The sequence below is a fragment of the Streptomyces sp. WAC07094 genome (assembly GCF_036320405.1).
GTDB classification, from domain to species: Bacteria; Actinomycetota; Actinomycetes; order Streptomycetales; family Streptomycetaceae; genus Streptomyces; species Streptomyces lannensis.
The window spans coordinates 6,976,973-6,994,314 of record NZ_JAVMJZ010000001.1; the positions used below are offsets into that span (position 1 = coordinate 6,976,973).

At 71.2% G+C, this 17,342-nt stretch carries 11 protein-coding genes and 1 pseudogene; 6 read left to right on the top strand and 6 right to left on the bottom strand.

What is annotated here, in order from left to right:
- The first annotated feature begins 2 nt into the window (after positions 1-2).
- From RCR19_RS31030 to RCR19_RS31040, 3 genes are all read left to right on the top strand, one after another.
- Positions 3-398, top strand: coding sequence for a DUF742 domain-containing protein (locus RCR19_RS31030; RefSeq protein ID WP_331268116.1), 396 nt, complete (start codon positions 3-5; stop codon positions 396-398).
- A gap of 190 nt (positions 399-588) precedes the next feature.
- The gene (locus tag RCR19_RS31035; RefSeq protein WP_331268117.1) at positions 589-4,206 is read left to right on the top strand and encodes a hydantoinase B/oxoprolinase family protein; all 3,618 of its coding nucleotides are present in this window, start codon (positions 589-591) and stop codon (positions 4,204-4,206) included.
- The gene (locus tag RCR19_RS31040; protein WP_331268118.1) at positions 4,187-4,792 is read left to right on the top strand and encodes an ATP/GTP-binding protein; all 606 of its coding nucleotides are present in this window, start codon (positions 4,187-4,189) and stop codon (positions 4,790-4,792) included. The genes RCR19_RS31035 and RCR19_RS31040 overlap by 20 nt, the downstream gene beginning before the upstream one ends.
- An 85-nt stretch (positions 4,793-4,877) precedes the next feature.
- Here the strand turns inward: RCR19_RS31040 and glpK are convergent, their stop codons facing one another.
- From glpK to RCR19_RS31065, 5 genes and pseudogenes are all read right to left on the bottom strand, one after another.
- Positions 4,878-6,398 (bottom strand): glycerol kinase GlpK, encoded by a 1,521-nt coding sequence (gene glpK, locus RCR19_RS31045; protein WP_331268119.1) that lies wholly within the window; start codon positions 6,396-6,398, stop codon positions 4,878-4,880.
- Between the two features lie 21 nt (positions 6,399-6,419).
- Positions 6,420-7,178 (bottom strand): MIP/aquaporin family protein, encoded by a 759-nt coding sequence (locus tag RCR19_RS31050; protein ID WP_331268120.1) that lies wholly within the window; start codon positions 7,176-7,178, stop codon positions 6,420-6,422.
- Positions 7,179-7,644: 466 nt separating this feature from the next.
- Complete coding sequence (locus RCR19_RS31055; protein ID WP_331268121.1) at positions 7,645-9,285, bottom strand: GGDEF domain-containing protein; 1,641 nt, start codon at positions 9,283-9,285, stop codon at positions 7,645-7,647.
- A 182-nt stretch (positions 9,286-9,467) separates the two neighbouring features.
- Positions 9,468-10,658 (bottom strand): lipid-transfer protein, encoded by a 1,191-nt coding sequence (locus tag RCR19_RS31060; RefSeq protein ID WP_331268122.1) that lies wholly within the window; start codon positions 10,656-10,658, stop codon positions 9,468-9,470.
- Positions 10,655-11,079, bottom strand: a pseudogene (locus tag RCR19_RS31065) (zinc ribbon domain-containing protein). The gene RCR19_RS31060 and the pseudogene RCR19_RS31065 overlap by 4 nt, the downstream one beginning before the upstream one ends.
- 185 nt (positions 11,080-11,264) lie before the next feature.
- Here RCR19_RS31065 and RCR19_RS31070 point away from each other — a divergent pair.
- Entirely contained in the window at positions 11,265-12,074 is an 810-nt protein-coding gene (locus tag RCR19_RS31070) for a M15 family metallopeptidase (RefSeq protein ID WP_331268123.1), read from the top strand.
- Positions 12,075-12,121: 47 nt separating this feature from the next.
- On the top strand, positions 12,122-12,658 hold the full coding sequence (locus RCR19_RS31075) for an NUDIX domain-containing protein (RefSeq protein ID WP_331268124.1): 537 nt from the start codon (positions 12,122-12,124) through the stop codon (positions 12,656-12,658).
- An 88-nt stretch (positions 12,659-12,746) separates the two neighbouring features.
- On the opposite strand, the gene RCR19_RS31080 is transcribed toward RCR19_RS31075, so the two are convergent.
- Positions 12,747-15,113 (bottom strand): TIM-barrel domain-containing protein, encoded by a 2,367-nt coding sequence (locus RCR19_RS31080; RefSeq protein ID WP_331268125.1) that lies wholly within the window; start codon positions 15,111-15,113, stop codon positions 12,747-12,749.
- Positions 15,114-15,326: 213 nt separating this feature from the next.
- On the opposite strand from RCR19_RS31080, the gene RCR19_RS31085 reads away from it, so the two are divergent.
- Positions 15,327-17,294 carry an acetoacetate--CoA ligase gene (locus RCR19_RS31085; protein ID WP_331268126.1) on the top strand — a complete coding sequence of 656 codons (1,968 nt, stop codon included), beginning with the start codon at positions 15,327-15,329 and terminating at the stop codon, positions 17,292-17,294.
- Positions 17,295-17,342: the final 48 nt, after the last annotated feature.

Consider the following 17,342-nt stretch of genomic DNA (forward strand, 5'->3'; position numbering starts at 1 on the left):
GCATGAGCGGAGACGATCAGGGAAGCAGTCGCTGGTTCGACGACGAGGCCGGGCCGGTGGTCCGTCCGTACGCCATGACGCGCGGCCGCACCAGCCATGCGGCCCAGCACCGCCTCGACCTGATCGCGGTGGTCGTCACGGAGCCGCATGTGGACGATCCCGAGGCGGATCCCGCGCTGTCCCCCGAGCACGTGGACATCGTGGAATTCTGCCGTGACGCGCCCCAGTCCGTCGCCGAGATCGCCGCCGAACTGAATCTTCCCGTCGGTGTGGTGCGGGTCCTCGTGGGTGATCTGGCGGACGAGGGCCTGGTGCATGTGACGCGCCCCGTGCCCCCCGCCGAACTGGTCGACGAGAGCATCCTGCGTGATGTGATCAGCGGTCTGCGGGCTCTGTGACCCCGGCTTCCGCGCGCTCCGGGTGAGCGCGCGGAGGCATTCGTACGGGAGGGGCGACGGCCGCTCGCGTCGTGTGGGGCCTGCGGTGGATGCCCGGCCCGTTATGATCTGACGGGTCGTCGAGGACCGACCGCGGTGTGCCGATCACTCTGCGGCGACGGTTCCGGGCAGTGGGATCGGAGAGACGGACGTGACCACGGGCTGGCAGTTCTGGGTCGACCGCGGCGGTACCTTCACCGACGTCGTCGCGCGGCGCCCCGACGGCCGCCTGCTCACCCACAAGCTCCTGTCGGACAATCCCCACCGGTACGCCGACGCGGCCGTGGCGGGCGTACGCGAACTCCTCCAGGACGACGGGCCCGTCGACGCCGTGCGCATGGGCACCACCGTGGCCACCAACGCGCTTCTGGAACGCACGGGCGAACGCACCCTCCTCGTCATCACCCGGGGCTACGGGGACGCCCTGCGGATCGGCTACCAGAACCGTCCGCACATCTTCGCGCGCGCCATCGAACTGCCCGAGCTGCTGTACGACCGGGTCGTCGAGGTCGACGAGCGGATCGCGGCCGACGGCACCGTCCTGCGCGTCCCGGACCTCGACGCCCTCTCGGGACCGCTCCAGGAGGCCTACGACGACGGGATCCGCGCCCTGGCCGTGGTCTGCATGCACAGTCATCTGCATCCCGCCCACGAGCAGGCCGTCGGGGAGCTGGCCGACCGTATCGGCTACCCGCAGATCTCGCTCTCCAGCGAGGTCAGCCCCCTGATGAAGCTGGTCCCGCGCGGTGACACCGCCGTCGTCGACGCCTACCTCTCGCCCGTCCTGCGCCGCTATGTCCAACACGTCGCCGACGAACTCGAGGGCGTGCGGCTGATGTTCATGCAGTCCAACGGCGGGCTCGCGGAGGCGGGGCAGTTCCGCGGGAAGGACGCGATCCTCTCCGGTCCCGCGGGCGGGATCGTGGGCATGGCGCGTATGTCGCAGCTCGCCGGCTTCGACCGGGTCATCGGCTTCGACATGGGCGGCACCTCCACGGACGTCTCGCACTTCGCGGGCGAGTACGAACGGGTCTTCACCACGCAGATCGCGGGCGTACGGCTGCGCGCGCCGATGCTGGACATCCACACCGTGGCCGCCGGCGGCGGCTCGATCCTGCACTTCGACGGCTCCCGCTACCGTGTGGGGCCGGACTCGGCGGGCGCGGACCCGGGGCCGGTCTGCTACCGCGGCGGCGGTCCGCTCACGGTGACCGACGCCAACGTCATGCTCGGCCGTATCCAAGCCGCGCACTTCCCCCGGGTGTTCGGCCCGGACGGCGATCAGCCCCTGGACGAGGGGATCGTCCGCGAACGCTTCGCCGCACTGGCGCGGAAGATCCGCGAGCGGACCGGCGACGACCGCACGCCCGAACAGGTCGCCGAGGGGTACCTGCAGATCGCCGTCGCCAACATCGCCAACGCGGTGAAGCGGATCTCGGTCCAGAAGGGCCACGACATCACCCGCTACGCGCTCACCACCTTCGGCGGAGCGGGCGGCCAGCACGCGTGCAGGGTGGCGGACTCCCTGGGCATCCGCACCGTGCTCGTCCCGCCGATGGCCGGGGTGCTCTCCGCTCTCGGCATCGGCCTCGCCGACACCACGGCCATGCGCGAACAGTCCGTCGAGGCGCCCCTGGAGGCCCCCTCGATGCCGGGGATCCTCAAGACCGCCGGCGACCTGGAGAGCGCCGTCCGAGCCGAACTCCTGGCCGAGGACGTCCCCGAGGAGCGCATCCGGGTCGTCCGCCGGGCCCAGCTGCGCTACGACGGGACGGACACCACGCTCACGGTCGAGCTGACCGACCCCGGCACGATGCGGCACGCCTTCGAAGAACGCCATCGCGCCACGTACTCCTTCACGCTCGACCGGCCGGTCGTCGTCGAAGCCCTCTCCGTGGAAGCCACCGGCATCACCGATCCCCCCGATCTCTCCGCCCTCGCCCCGTACGAAGGCGGTACCGCCGCGCCCGAGACCGTCCGTCTCCATACGGGCGGTGTCCGGCGCGACGTGCCTCTGCACCGCCGGGAGCACCTGCCCCCCGGCGAGACCGTCACGGGCCCCGCGATCATCACCGAGCCGAGTGCGACGACCGTCGTCGACGAAGGCTGGCGGGCCGCGGCGACCGACGACGGGCATCTCGTCATGGAACGTGTGGCGATCACGGAGAGTTCCGATCTCGGCACTCGGGCGGATCCCGTTCTTCTCGAGGTCTTCAACAACCTGTTCATGTCCATCGCCGAACAGATGGGCGCCCGGCTGGAGTCGACGGCCCAGTCCGTCAACATCAAGGAACGCCTGGACTTCTCCTGCGCGCTCTTCGACCCCGAGGGCAACCTGGTCGCCAACGCCCCGCACATCCCGGTGCATCTGGGCTCGATGGGGACCAGCGTGAAGGAGGTCGTCCGACGGCGCGCCGGCCGTATGCGCCCCGGGGACACCTACGCGGTCAACGACCCCTATCACGGCGGCACCCATCTGCCCGACGTCACCGTCATCACCCCCGTCTTCGACACGGAGGGTGAGCGGATCCTCTTCCACGTCGCGTCCCGCGGGCACCACGCCGAGATCGGGGGAATCGCACCGGGCTCGATGCCCGCGCACAGCCACACCATCGAGGAGGAGGGCGTCCTCTTCGACAACTGGCTGCTCGCCGAGGAGGGCCGATTCCGCGAGGAGGAGACCTTCCGCCTGCTCACCGAGGCTCCGCACCCGTCGCGCAATCCGCAGACCAACCTCGCCGACCTGCGTGCCCAGATCGCCGCCAACCGCAAGGGCGTCGACGAGGTCGGCCGCATGATCGAGAACTTCGGGACGGACGTGGTCCAGGCGTACATGAAGCACGTCCAGGACAACGCCGAGGAAGCCGTGCGCCGCGTCATCGACGCCTTGGACGAGGGCGAGTACGCCTACGAGACCGACTCAGGTGCCGTCATCCACGTCCGTGTGCGCGTCGACCGCGACAAGCGCTCCGCGACCGTCGACTTCACCGGCACCTCACCCCAGCTCGCCACCAACTTCAACGCCCCCTTCTCGGTCGTCGACGCCGCTGTCCTGTACGTCTTCCGCACCCTCGTCGCCGACGACATCCCGCTCAACGACGGCTGCCTGCGCCCCCTGGACATCGTCGTGCCGGCCGGGTCCATGCTCGCGCCCGAGCACCCTGCCGCCGTCGTCGCGGGCAACGTCGAGACCTCACAGGCCGTCACCGGCGCCCTGTACGCGGCGCTCGGCGTACAGGCGGAGGGTTCGGGCACCATGAACAACGTCACGTTCGGCAACGAGCGGCACCAGTACTACGAGACCGTGGCCTCCGGCTCGGGAGCGGGCGACGGCTTCCCCGGCGCGAGCGTCGTCCAGACCCATATGACCAACTCCCGGCTGACCGATCCCGAGGTCCTCGAGTGGCGACTTCCGGTCCTGCTGGACGAGTTCGCGGTACGGTACGGCAGCGGCGGTCGGGGCCGCTGGCGCGGCGGGGACGGTGCCGTACGCCGGATCCGCTTCCAGGAGCCCATGACCGTCTCCACGCTCTCCCAGCACCGCAGGGTCCCGCCCTACGGCATGGCGGGCGGGACGGCGGGGGCGCTCGGCGCCAACCGTGTGGAGCGCGCGGACGGGACCGTGCTGCGCCTCGAGGGCAGCGATTCGGCAGACGTGGGCCCCGGCGACGTACTGGTCGTCGAGACCCCGGGCGGCGGAGGCTACGGACCGCCGCCGTGCGACCCCCAGCGAGCAGGAGAAGACAACGATGGTCCTCGGGCGCAGTGAGCGCGGCAAGCCTCCGGTCGAGCCCGTCACGCTCAAGATCCTCGTGGCCGGCGGTTTCGGCGTGGGCAAGACGACCCTGGTCGGCGCGGTCAGCGAGATCAGACCGCTGCGCACGGAGGAGGTGCTCACCGAGGCGGGCCGCCCGGTCGACGACACCCACGGCGTCGAGGGCAAGAACACCACCACCGTCGCGATGGATTTCGGTCGCATCACCCTGCGCCAGGACCTGGTGCTCTATCTGTTCGGAACCCCTGGCCAGGACCGCTTCTGGTTCCTGTGGGACGAGCTGGCCACCGGAGCCCTGGGCGCCGTCGTGCTCGCCGACACCCGCCGGCTGGAGGACAGCTTCGCCGCCGTCGACTACTTCGAGCGCCGCTCCATCCCGTTCGTGGTCGGGGTCAACTGCTTCGACGGCGCGGCCCGTCATCCCGCCGACGACGTACGGCAGGCCCTCGACCTCGACGAGGCCGTCCCGCTCGTCCTCTGCGACGCCCGTGAGCGGGAGTCCGTCAAGGAGGTCCTGATCGAGGTCGTCCGGCATGCGATGGCGCACACGGCCGACCGCCGCCCGCGCGTCACGACCTGATCCCAGGGGCGCGCGTGCGGCCCGTACCCCCGCCGACCGGGGTACGAGCCGCAGCCGCGCACGCGAGGCGCGCGGGGAGGGAATGTCAGTCCACCCCGTCCTGGAGCCAGCCGAGGCTCTTCTCCACGGCCCTGCGCCAGTTGTGGTACTCGCGGTCACGTGCCGAGGCCTCCATGGCGGGAGTCCATTCGGCGTCCTTCCGCCAGTGCGAGGTGAGTTCGTCGAGGTCGTTCCAGACCCCGGTGGCGAGGCCGGCCGCATAGGCGGCGCCCAGGCAGGTCGTCTCGGAGACCTGCGGGCGGATCACCGGCACCCCGAGCACGTCAGCCTGATGCTGCATCAGCAGCTGGTTCTTCGTCATGCCGCCGTCGACCTTCAGGGTGGTGATCCGCACCCCCGAGTCCTGGTACATGGCGTCCACGACCTCCCGCGTCTGCCAGCTCGTCGCCTCCAGCACCGCACGTGCGAGGTGCGCCTTCGTGACGTAGCGTGTCAGACCGGTGACGACGCCGCGCGCGTCGGAGCGCCAGTACGGGGCGAACAGGCCGGAGAACGCGGGCACGATGTACGCGCCGCCGTTGTCGTCGACGCTCGCCGCCAGGGTCTCGATCTCGTCGGCACTGCGGATGATGCCGAGCTGGTCGCGGAACCACTGCACGAGCGCGCCGGTGATCGCGATCGAGCCCTCCAGGCAGTAGACCGGAGCCTCACCGCCGATCTTGTAGCCCATCGTCGTCAGCAGGCCGTTCTTGGACGGTACCGGGCGGTTGCCGGTGTTGAGCAGCAGGAAACTGCCCGTGCCGTAGGTGTTCTTCGCCGTGCCCACCTCGTAGCAGGCCTGCCCGAAGACGGCCGCCTGCTGATCGCCCAGCGCCGACGCCACGGGCACCCCCGCGAGCAGGCCCACGGCGGTCCCGTACACCTCGGCGGACGACTTGATCTCGGGGAGCACCGCCTCGGGGATGTTCATGGCGGCCAGGATGGAGGCGTCCCACTGGAGTGTCTCCAGGTCCATCAGCATGGTGCGTCCGGCGTTGGTGACGTCGGTGATGTGCCGGCCCCCCTCGGTGCCTCCCGTGAGGTTCCAGATCAGCCAGGAGTCGATGGTGCCGAAGGCGATCTCGCCGTGCTCGGCGCGGGTCCTGAGGCCGGGCACGTTGTCGAGCAGCCAGGCCGCCTTGGGGCCGGAGAAGTAGCTCGCCAGCGGGAGTCCGGTCTGCTCGCGGAAACGATCCTGCCCATCGGAGCCCCCGAGTTCGTTGCACAGGGCCGCCGTCCGGGTGTCCTGCCAGACGATCGCGTTGTGCACGGGCTTGCCCGTGGCCCGGTCCCACAGGACGGTCGTCTCGCGCTGGTTGGTGATGCCCAGCGCGCTGAGCTGGTCGGCACGCAGGCCCGCCTTGGCGAGCGCGCCGGCCACCACCGCCTGAACCTTGGCCCAGATCTCCGCGGCGTCGTGCTCCACCCAGCCGGGCTTGGGGAAGATCTGCCGGTGTTCACGCTGGTCGACCGCGACGATCGCCCCGTCGTGGTCGAAGATGATGCAGCGGCTGGACGTGGTGCCCTGGTCGATCGCGGCGACGTACTTCTGGGCGTTGTCCGTCATGACGTCCCCTTCGTCAAAGGGTCAGAAGGCTGCTTTGTACACGAGGGCCGAGAGCGCCCCGCCGATCAGCGGTCCCACCACCGGTATCCAGGCGTAACCCCAGTCCGAGGTGCCCTTGTTGGGAATCGGCAGCAGGGCGTGGGTGATGCGCGGGCCGAGATCGCGGGCCGGGTTGATCGCGTACCCGGTGGGCCCGCCGAGGGAGAGGCCGATGCCGACGACGAGCAGGGCGACGATCAGGATCCCGATGCCCGAGCCGTACGCCGTCGTGCCGGGGATCCGGCCGATGCCGGTGCCGGGGTTCTTGCCGAAGAACAGGATGGGCAGGACGAGTCCGACGGTGGCGATCACCTCGGTGATCAGGTTGGCGACCGGATTGCGGATCTCCGGGGCCGTGGAGAAGATCCCGAGCGTGGGCAACGCCTTGTCTTCGTCGGCATTGGCCTGGAACTGCGCGAAGTAGACCAGCCAGGTCAGCACCGCGCCGAGGATCGCCCCCGCCATCTGGCCCAGCAGGTAGTACGGCACGTCCCCCCACTCGATGATGTCGGTCAGGGCGAGGCCCAGGGTCACCGCCGGGTTGAGGTGTGCGCCGGATTTCGGCGCGGCCGTGTAGGCGCCCGCGAGGACGCCGAAACCCCAGCCGAAGGCGATGACGATCCAGCCCGCGCCCCTGGCCTTGGAGTGGTTGAGCGTGACGGCGGCGCAGACACCGGCGCCGAACAGGATGAGGATGGCCGTTCCGATCAACTCGCCGACGAAGATGCTTCCGTGCGTCATGGCGGCTCCTGGGCCCTCGCCCGGGGCGGTTGCGCCCCGAGGCCGTCCTCCGTGCAGAGTGCGTTTCCCGCGGCGACTTCAGTCGAGGGCGGGGAAGGTGCCGCGCCCCGCCCGGCGTCCGCGACGAGCGTGCCTGTGCAGTGGAACCGTCCGTCGGGAGAAGACCCTTCGTACGGGCGTGGGTCCCGGGGGCGCGCCGGCCGAATGCGCCCTGATGCGACGATGCCGACTGACATCCGGAAGTTTTCACCGGCGCCCGGAGAGCGTCAAGGTCGGGGACGGCAACGGTTGAGGCAGGCCGCGGCCGGGGCGGCGGCCACCGGCGCCTCGGCCGCGGCCTCGGCGGTACCACCGGCGTCATGGTGGCCGCGGCGGCCGGTGTCTCCACGGCGGGGCGGCCGGCGGGGTGGGCGCCGCCGGAGCCTGCGACGGCGAGGGACGCGTCACCGGGACGCCGTGGCGGGCCTCAGGCCCACACAGGACCGCCCGCCTGGGCCGGGGCGGCCGCCGAGCCGCGGCGTACCTCGTGGCCGGGGAGCCCGGCCCGGCCGAGGACCCAGCTCGCTCCGCTGAGGGCCTTGGCGGCCTGCTTCAGCGGGGCCAGCCACGCGGCCGCCTGACGGTGGTCGGCCACGCTGCCCGGCGCACACAGGACCGTAGCCAGCGACAGGGTGACGACGCGGCCACCGGCCGACCAGGGCGTGTCCAGCATCGACACGGCGAGCGGATCGAGTCCGTCCGGGTCGGCCAGGACCAGGAAGTCGTCCCCGCCGATGTGCCCCACACGGGTGCTTCCGGAGGCGGCCCCCTGCAGGGCCCGGCCCACCGCGCGGATCAACTCGTCGCCCGCGGCGAAGCCCGCCCCGTCGTTGACCTGCTTGAAGTGGTCGACGTCCAGCCAACTCAACGCGAACATCCGGCCGTCCGCGATCCGCCGGTCCACCTCTCCCGTGATCGCGTCCGAACCGGGCAGCCGTGTCAGCGGATTGAGTCCGGCCGCTTCCTCGACCCGGCTCTCGGAGAGGGTCCGTACAAGATCGGCGAGCCGCACGACGCCCACGCACCGCCCGGCCCGGTCGACCACCGTCACGTCGTCCGAGGTGCGGTCGCGCCCGCCGTCCGCCACCACGTCGAGCACCTCCCACGCCGTGGCGTCGATACCGACCGTGCGCGGCGGATCGCCGAGCTTCGCGGCCGGCCGGTCGGCGTACAGCGCGTGGCCGTAGCGCCCCGACATCGACAGCAGGAAGCGCGAACGGTGGACCGAGCGGACGGGGATTCCGGCCCGGTCCACGAGGACCACCCCGGACACGTCCGGGGATCCGTTGAGCAGGGCCCGTACCTGTCCGGCCGACGCAGTGGCGGGCAGCAGCGCGGCGGGCCGTACGAACTGCCGCACCGACGGCCCGGTACGGGGCGTCGCGGTCGCGGCGGCAGGAAGAGTCGGAACGTATACGTCCGCGGCGGGCAGCCGGGACGGCGGCGCGAAGAGGTCGCCCTGCGCCAGATGCGCCCCCGCCGCCCGTACCGCCGCACACTGCAGCTCGGTCTCCACGCCCTCGACCGACAGCAGGGCCCCGATTTGCTCGCACAGCGTCCGCATGGCACGTACCGCGGCGGACCTTGTCAGCAGGGACACATCGAGCTTCACCAGGTCCGGTTCCATGTCGGACAGCAGGCGCAGGGGTATGTCGCCGTCACCGACGCCGTCGGCGCTGACCCCGAAGCCCTCTGCGCGCAGCACCGCGACGGCCTCCAGCAGCGCCCGGTGCGGCACATGCGTGTACGGCGGCACGATGTCGACCGTCACCTCCCAGGGCAGCCGGCCCGCCTTGTGCACCGCGTCCCGCAGCGCGGCGAGGTCTCCGAGGTCGGCGAGGGTCGCTGCGAACACGTTGACGTGCAGCGGGAGGAGGGTCTCCCGTCGCGCGGCCGCGCCGATCGCCAAAGCGGCGAGGCTGCCGTCGAGTTCGGGGTCGCGCCGGGCCTGTGCGAGGACGTCGCCGGACTCCGGGCGTGCGAGGATCTCGAGCGCCGCGACGCCTCCGGTCGTCAGATTGACCACCGGCTGGAAGGCGAACCGGAGAGCATCCGTCCAGGAGGGCACGGGAGCATGATGACGCCTGCCGGGCACTCCCAGGCCCAATTCATGACCTGTTCACACAGGATTCCCAGGTGATCACGGAGCGTGTGAACGACCTGTGTCGGCCCGGGCGAACATCTGTCGTACGGTCCCCGCCTCCCCGGGCACGGCTCGACCGCCTGTACGAGGGATCTGCACATGTCCGTTCACCGCACCAGAACGACCGCGGATCCGTGCCCGAACAGCCCCTGGTTCGCGGTGATCCCGACCCGCGCGCCCGCGACCTGCCGTGCGCCCGCGTCACCACGCAGCTGCCAGGTGATCTCGCACAGTTGAGCGATCGCCTGTGCGGGCACGGCCTCGCCGAAGGAGGCGAGACCACCGCTGGCATTGACGGGGACGCGCCCGCCGAGCACCGTGGCCCCCTCCCGCAGCAGTTTCACCGCCTCGCCCTCGCCGCACAGGGCCAGATCCTCGTACCACTGCAACTCCAGGGCGGTCGACAGGTCGTAGACCTCGGCGAGGGACAGGTCCCCGGGACCGATTCCCGCCTCCTCGTAGGCGTGGCGTGCGATCGACGCGCGGAACGTCTCGCCCGCGGGCGCCACGGCCACCGCCGAGTCGGTGGCGATACCGGGCAGGTCGAGCACCGTGTCGGGGTAGCGCGGCGTCACCGTGGACACCGCCCGTATACGCACCGGTTCCGGCATCCCGTGCCGACGCGCGAACTCCATGCTCGACAGCACGAGCGCGGCTCCGCCGTCCGACGTCGCGCAGATGTCCAGCAGCCGCAGGGGATCGGCGACCACCGGGGAGCCGGAGACCTCCTCCGCGGTGACACGCTTGCAGTAGCGGGCGTTCGGGTTCAGCGCTCCCAGCGCCGCGTTCTTCACCTTGACCTGGGCGAAGTCGTCGACGGTGTCGCCGTGGACGGCCATCCGCCGGCGCGCGAACAGCCCGAAGTACGCGGGATTCGTCGCACCGAGGACCCGGAACCGCAGCCAGTCAGGATCGTCGGGCCGGTCGCCGCCCGCCGGCCGGAAGAAGCCCTTGGGTGCCGAGTCCGCCCCGACCACCAGCACGGCGTCCGCCAGTCCGGACAGGATGTGCGCCCTCGCCGCGCAGACGGCCTGGGCCCCCGACGCGCATGCCGCGTACACGCTGGTGACCCGCGCGCCCTGCCAGCCGAGCGCCTTGGCGAACGTGGCTCCCGCGACGTATCCGGGGTACCCGCCCCGAACCGTACCCGCGCCCACGATCGAACGGACGTCGCGCCAGGCGATCCCCGCGTCGGAGAGTGCCGCCCGCGCCGCCGCCGTTCCGTAGGCGGCGAAGCCGCGCCCCCATTTGCCCCAGGGGTGCATGCCCACGCCGAGCACCGCCACATCGTCCGTCACGCCGTCACCCCCGTCGGCCGCCAGTTCCACGTCGTCCAGGCCGTCTCCGCGTCCTCGTACAGCACACCGGGCACGACCTCGACCTCCATGCCGACCCTCAGATCGCGACGGTCACCCCCGCGGCGGCCTGCCCGAGCACGACGATCCGCTCCGCCTCCAACTCCACCGCGACCAACGCGTAGGGCTCCCAGGGAAGTTCCGGATTCGTCACATAGGGTGACGGAGGCCGGTATCGAGTGTCGGTGTACGACCAGACACGCCCTCGTCCGGACAGGGGTGTCGCGGTGAGCTCGCCCCCCTCGCACTCGGGATTGCGGCAGAAGGTGTCCTCGCGTGGGAAGAACACCGAGCCGCAGGCGGAACAGCGTGTGCCGACGAGGCGGAAGTCGTCCCCCTCGCCGGTGAACCATCCGGCGACCACGGGGGTACGTGCATGCGGCATGGGGCCTCCCGGGAAGGAATCCACGACGACCGAAGCGATTCTGACGGATCATCAGAAGTCTGCCACGGGCTCGCGTGGGCCGACAGGTGTCGTGGAGGACCGCCCGGGCCGTGCGGGTGCCGAAGGCTTCCCCCTCGGCACCCGGGGCTGATATTGGAAGGGACATGACACGATTCCCCGTCGCGGTACGCGCTCTCGTCACCGCAATCGCCGCAGTCCTGGCCGTCGCGTCCGCCTCCGCCACCGCCCGGGCAACCCCGGAGCCCAAGGCGCCCGGGAACTTCGTGGCGCTGCGGACGGTGGACCCGACGATCCTCCAGGAGATCCGCTACTTCACTGCGCACAACTTCGTCGGCGAACCCGTCGACGGCTACCGGCAGCCGCTGTGCATCCTGACCCGCCCCGCCGCCGAAGCACTGCACAAGGCCCAGACGAAGCTGCTGCGCAAGGGGTACACGCTCAAGGTCTACGACTGCTACCGGCCGCAGCGTGCCGTCGACCACTTCGTCCGCTGGGCGAAGGACCTCGACGACCAGAGGATGAAGGCCGAGTTCTATCCGCAGGTGGACAAGACCCGTCTGTTCACGGACGGTTACATCGCCGAGAAGTCCGGACACAGCCGCGGCTCCACCATGGACCTGACCATCGTGCGCCTTCCGGCGTGGCCGACCCGGCCCTTCGTCCCCGGCGAGCCACTGGTGTCGTGCCATGCACCCAAGGCCGAGCGCTTCCCCGACAACTCCGTCGACATGGGGACGGGCTTCGACTGCTTCGACACCCTCGCCCACACCGACGACCCCCGGATCGCCGGCGAACAGCGTGCCAACCGGCAGTTGCTGAAGGGCACCCTCGAGGCCCTCGGATTCGTCAACCTGGCCGAGGAGTGGTGGCATTACACCTACAAGCCGGAGCCCTATCCGGACACGTACTTCGACTTCCCGGTGTCCCTGAAGTCGCTCACGAAGTCCCACTGAGCCGCCCGCGGAGCACGTCCTCCCGGTGATCGGATACAGTCCGCCCCGTGTCCGAATCCTCGTTCGCATCCGCCGACTCCGTGCCGGGCTCGCACTGTTCGAGCTGTGGAGCGCCCTTCGGCCAGGGTGTCTCCGACTGGCCCCGCACCTGCGCCACCTGCGGCACGGTGGCCTACCGCAATCCGCTTCCGGTAGCGGTGGCCCTCCAGCCCGTGTACGACACCAAGGGCACCGCCCTCGTCGTCATCACCCGAACCATCCCACCCGCTCGTGGGGGCACCGCTCTCCCCGGAGGGTTCATCGAACACCGCGAGGACTGGCGACATGCCCTCGTCCGGGAACTCAAGGAGGAGACCGGCATCGACGCGGCGGCCCGCGACGTGCGGCTCGTCGACGCCATGAGCTCGCCCGACGGCCATCTCCTGCTGTTCGGTCTGCTCCCCGAGCGGCCCGCCGCCGACCTGCCGCCCACCGGCTCCACGGACGAGACGGAGGGCTGGCAGCTGCTGCGCCGCCCGGCCGAACTCGCCTTCCCGCTGCACACACTGGTGGTGCAGGGATGGTTCGAAGGCCGCTACATATGAGCCATGGGCGGGACGACACCTGAGCGTCCCGCCCCGGTCCCGGCGGAAGTGAGGGTGCGCGGGCCAGACATGCGCGCCCCGACCGGCGTCATGCGTGGCCCAGCCCCCGCAGCCGCACCGGACGCGCCGGTTCCCCGCCGTCGCCCTCCCCGTCCCGCCGTATCACCAGCTTGCGGCCCTTCCACCGCGTGACATACCGCTCGATCTCGGGTTCCGCCCAACCGTCGCCCGCGTCCGGCACCACCAGTCCGCCCCCGGACCGGCCGCGTGCCGGCGCCCACACCTCCAGCGCGAGACCACCGTCCTCGCCCTGCACGGGCAGCACGGCGCCCGCGCGCGCGAACACCGGAACGCGCCCCAGCGGGGCGTCCACCTCCACGTGCGCCGGCCCCCGATACGCCACCTCGGTCGACGTGTCGTACCAGCGTCCCCGCGGCAGCAACACGGTCCGGCGGCGCACCCCCGCCTCCAGCACCGGCGCCACCAGGAGGCTGTCGCCGAGCAGGAACGCGTCCTCGCAGTCCCTCAGTTCCCGGTTCTCCGGGTTGCTCCACCACAGCGGACGCACATAGGGCGCGCCCGTACGGCGCGCCAGATGCGCCAGCGTGACGAAGTAGGGCAGCAGACGGCGCCGCTCGGCGAGCGCCACGCGCGCGTGCTCCAGGACTTCGTCGCCGAACTCCCAGGGTTCACGGCGCCCGGCCCGCAGGCTCGCGTGCGTCCGGAACAGCGGCAGGTACGAGGCGAGCTGGAACCAGCGCAGGTACAGCTCCGGCGACGGGCTCCCGTCGAAACCGCCCACATCCGGCCCGGAATACGGGACCCCGCACAGCCCGAGGCCCATCACCAGGGACAGCGAGGCGCGCAGTCCGGGCCAGCCCGTGGCCACGTCCCCCGACCACGACCCTCCGTAGCGCTGCATTCCGGCCCACCCCGAGCGCGAGAAGAGGAACGGCCTCTCCTCGGGGACGAGGGCGCGCAACCCCTCGAACGCGGCGCGGGCCATGCCCAACGCGTACACGTTGTGGCCCTCCCGGTGGTCACCGCCGCGCCCCTCGAGCGAGTGCCGGGCCGAGCGGGGCAGGGTGTTCTCCCCGAAGGCGGTGAAGGACACCGGTTCGTTCATGTCGTGCCAGAACCCCGAGAAACCCTGTCCGAGACGCTCCTCGTACAGGCCGCCCCACCACCGGCGCACGCGCGGGTCGGTGAAATCGGGATAGACGGAGTCCCCCGGCCATACGACGCCTTCGACGATCCGGCCCGAGGCGTCCCGCACGAAGGCGTCCTCGGCGCTCCCGCTGTCGTACACGGCGTTTCCCGGCTCCGCCTTGACCGCGGGGTCGACGATCGACACCAGGCGGATGCCGTCCCGGCGCAACTCCTCGGCGAGAGACGGCAGCTTGGGGAAGCGGTCCCGGTCCGCCGTGAACACCCGGTGGCCGTCGTAGTGGTCGATGTCGAGATGCACGGCGTCGAGGGCAAGGTCGCGTTCCTGGTAGCCCGCGACGATCCGCCGCACCTCCTGCTCGCTGCCGAACCCCCACCGTGCGTGATGGTGCCCCAGCGCCCACGCGGGCGGCAGGGCCGGCGCCCCGGTCAGCGACGCCCACACGCGCAGCACACGCGCGGGAGTGCCCACGATCACCCAGCAGCGCAGCGGCCCACCGTCCATCCGCACCTCGCAGACGCCCGCCCGGTCGTGCCCGGAGCCCGCGCCCTCCCGGCCCTCGCGCAACGTCACCGTGCCGTCCCAGGACGTGTCGTGGAACACCAGATGCGTGGCCGCGTCGGCCACCACCATCTGCACCGGCATCGTGATGTACAGGGGATCGTCGCCGGGCGCGAACGGCTGCCCGGGATCCGTGTTCCACAGCCGGTACGTCCCGTCACGCAACCGGGGTCCCGCGGCCCGGCCACCGAGTCCGAAGAACCGGGCGTCCGACGGCACTTCGGACCGCTGCATCCAGCGGGCGGTGCCCCCGTCCACCGGCTCCCACCAGCGCGGAGGCAGATCACGGCGCAGGATCACCCCGCCGGGGGTCCGCACCTCGACCGCCCCGTGCCGCGACACCATGACCGTGACGCGCTCCGCCACGACCCGCCAGCCGCCGTCCTTGTCCGGTTCCAACGCGGCCCGGGGATCGGGTCGGGGGCAGCGGCCGGCGAGGGCGTACGACGGCTCCGGGCCGGCCCCGTCCCATCCCCAGAAGACCGCACCGGTCACCGCGACCGTGATCCGCAGTTCGGCACGGGCGAACCGCACGACACCGCCGCCCGGCCCCGGCACCGCCTCCTGCACCGGCCCGGGCACCCGTGCCCGCTCCGCCCCCCGCCGCGCCAACCCGATGGCGTCGGTACGCCTCCTGCGCCACGCGGCCCGCACCGTGCGCAGGCCCTGCGCCGCGCCCCCCGAACCGACCGCCTTCACCGAACGCACCAGGTCACGACCGTCCATGCTGCTCACCCTGCCATTGACGTCCCCGTACACGGGTGCCGTTCAACTGTCGTTCACCCGTGCCGGGAGCACAGCTTCACGATGCCAACTATGTGTGGCGCACCCTGGTGCAGAAGTCGATCACATGGCATCGTCCGTGTCAGCCGCGTATCGCGCACACCCCAGCCCGTGCGCGGACCACGCACACGACGCGCACAGTCCGGGAGCCGCCCCATGACCCCAGCGAACCCCACCCCGCTCTGGCAGCCCGACGCCGATCGTATCGCCCGGGCGCAGATCACCAGGTTCCAGGCCTGGGCGGCCGAGCGGCACGGAGCACCCGCCGAGGGCGGCTACGCGGCCCTGCACCGCTGGTCGGTGGACGAGCTGGACACCTTCTGGAAAGCCGTCACGGAATGGTTCGAGGTCCGGTTCTCCACGCCGTGCACACGTGTGCTGGGCGACCGGTCCATGCCGGGTGCCGAATGGTTCCCCGGGGCGACCCTCAACTACGCCGAACACGCGCTGCGCGCCTCGGCCGCGCGCCCCGACGAGCCCGCACTGCTGGCCGTCGACGAGACGCACGAACCCCGCCCCGTCACCTGGGCCGAACTGCGCCGGCAGGTCGGTTCCCTGGCCGCCGAACTGCGCGCGCTCGGCGTACGCCCCGGCGACCGCGTCAGCGCCTACGTACCCAACATCCCACAGGCCGTCGTCGCCCTCCTCGCCACGGCCGCGGTCGGCGGCGTGTGGACCTCCTGCGCCCCCGACTTCGGGGCCCGCAGCGTCCTGGACCGCTTTCAACAGGTCGAGCCCGTCGTGCTGTTCACGGTCGACGGCTATCGCTACGGCGGCAAGGAGCACGACCGCCGGGAGATCGTGGCCGAGCTGCGCCGAGAACTGCCGACCCTGCGTGCCGTCGTGCACATCCCGCTTCTCGGGACGGACACCCCCGAAGGCGCCCTGGAGTGGTCGGATCTGACCTCCGCCGACACCGAGCCCGTCTTCGAGCAGGTCCCCTTCGACCACCCGCTGTGGGTGCTGTACTCCTCGGGCACGACCGGTCTGCCCAAGGCCATCGTCCAGTCCCAGGGCGGCATCCTGGTCGAGCACCTCAAGCAGATCGGCCTGCACTGCGACCTCGGCCCCGAGGACCGCTTCTTCTGGTACACGTCCACCGGCTGGATGATGTGGAACTTCCTCGTCTCCGGCCTTCTGACGGGTACCACGATCGTGCTCTACGACGGCAGCCCCGGCCATCCCGACACCGGTGCCCAATGGCGCATCGCCGAACGCACCGGGGCCACCCTCTTCGGCACGTCCGCCGCGTACGTCATGGCCTGCCGCAAGGCCGGCGTGCACCCCGGGCGCGACCACGACCTCAGCCGCGTCCAGTGCGTGGCCACCACCGGATCGCCCCTGCCGCCGGACGGCTTCAGCTGGCTGCACGACGAGGTGCGCGACGACCTGTGGATCGCCTCGGTCAGCGGTGGTACGGACGTGTGCTCCTGTTTCGCCGGGGCCGTCCCGACCCTTCCCGTGTACATCGGCGAACTCCAGGCACCCTGCCTCGGCACCGACCTGCAGTCCTGGGACCCCGGCGGCAGGCCGGTCGTCGGCGAGGTCGGTGAACTGGTCGTCACCAACCCGATGCCGTCCATGCCGATCCGTTTCTGGAACGACCCCGACGGCAGCCGTTACCACGACAGCTACTTCGACATGTATCCCGGAGTGTGGCGGCACGGCGACTGGATCACCGTCACCTCCCGCGGCTCGGTGGTCATCCACGGCCGTTCGGACTCCACACTGAACCGGCAGGGCGTCCGCATGGGCTCGGCCGACATCTACGAAGCCGTGGAGCGCCTTCCGGAGGTCAAGGAGTCCCTCGTCATCGGCATCGAACAGCCCGACGGCGGCTACTGGATGCCCCTCTTCGTCCACCTGGCGCCCGGAGCCGCCCTGGACGAAGACCTTGTGCACCGCATCAAGCAGACCATCCGGGAACAGCTCTCCCCGCGCCACCTCCCCGACGAGATCATCGAGGTCCCGGGCATCCCGCACACGCTCACCGGCAAACGCATCGAGGTCCCCGTCAAGCGCCTCCTCCAGGGCACCCGCCTGGAGAAGGCCGTCAACCCGGGCTCCATCGACGACCTGGATCTTCTGCACTTCTACGAGGATCTGGCCCGCAAGCGCGCCTGACCCTCTCCCCGCGTACCCGGACCGCACGCCCCGCGAAGGCCGCACGGC

Bases quoted from the DNA above. Each gene is read 5' to 3' on its own strand.
- RCR19_RS31080 (WP_331268125.1), bottom strand. From the start codon at position 15,113: ATGGACGGTCGTGACCTGGTGCGTTCGGTGAAGGCGGTCGGTTCGGGG.
- RCR19_RS31070 (WP_331268123.1), top strand. From the start codon at position 11,265: ATGACACGATTCCCCGTCGCGGTACGCGCTCTCGTCACCGCAATCGCC.
- RCR19_RS31085 (WP_331268126.1), top strand. From the start codon at position 15,327: ATGACCCCAGCGAACCCCACCCCGCTCTGGCAGCCCGACGCCGATCGT.
- RCR19_RS31040 (WP_331268118.1), top strand. From the start codon at position 4,187: ATGGTCCTCGGGCGCAGTGAGCGCGGCAAGCCTCCGGTCGAGCCCGTC.
- RCR19_RS31050 (WP_331268120.1), bottom strand. From the start codon at position 7,178: ATGACGCACGGAAGCATCTTCGTCGGCGAGTTGATCGGAACGGCCATC.
- glpK (WP_331268119.1), bottom strand. From the start codon at position 6,398: ATGACGGACAACGCCCAGAAGTACGTCGCCGCGATCGACCAGGGCACC.
- RCR19_RS31030 (WP_331268116.1), top strand. From the start codon at position 3: ATGAGCGGAGACGATCAGGGAAGCAGTCGCTGGTTCGACGACGAGGCC.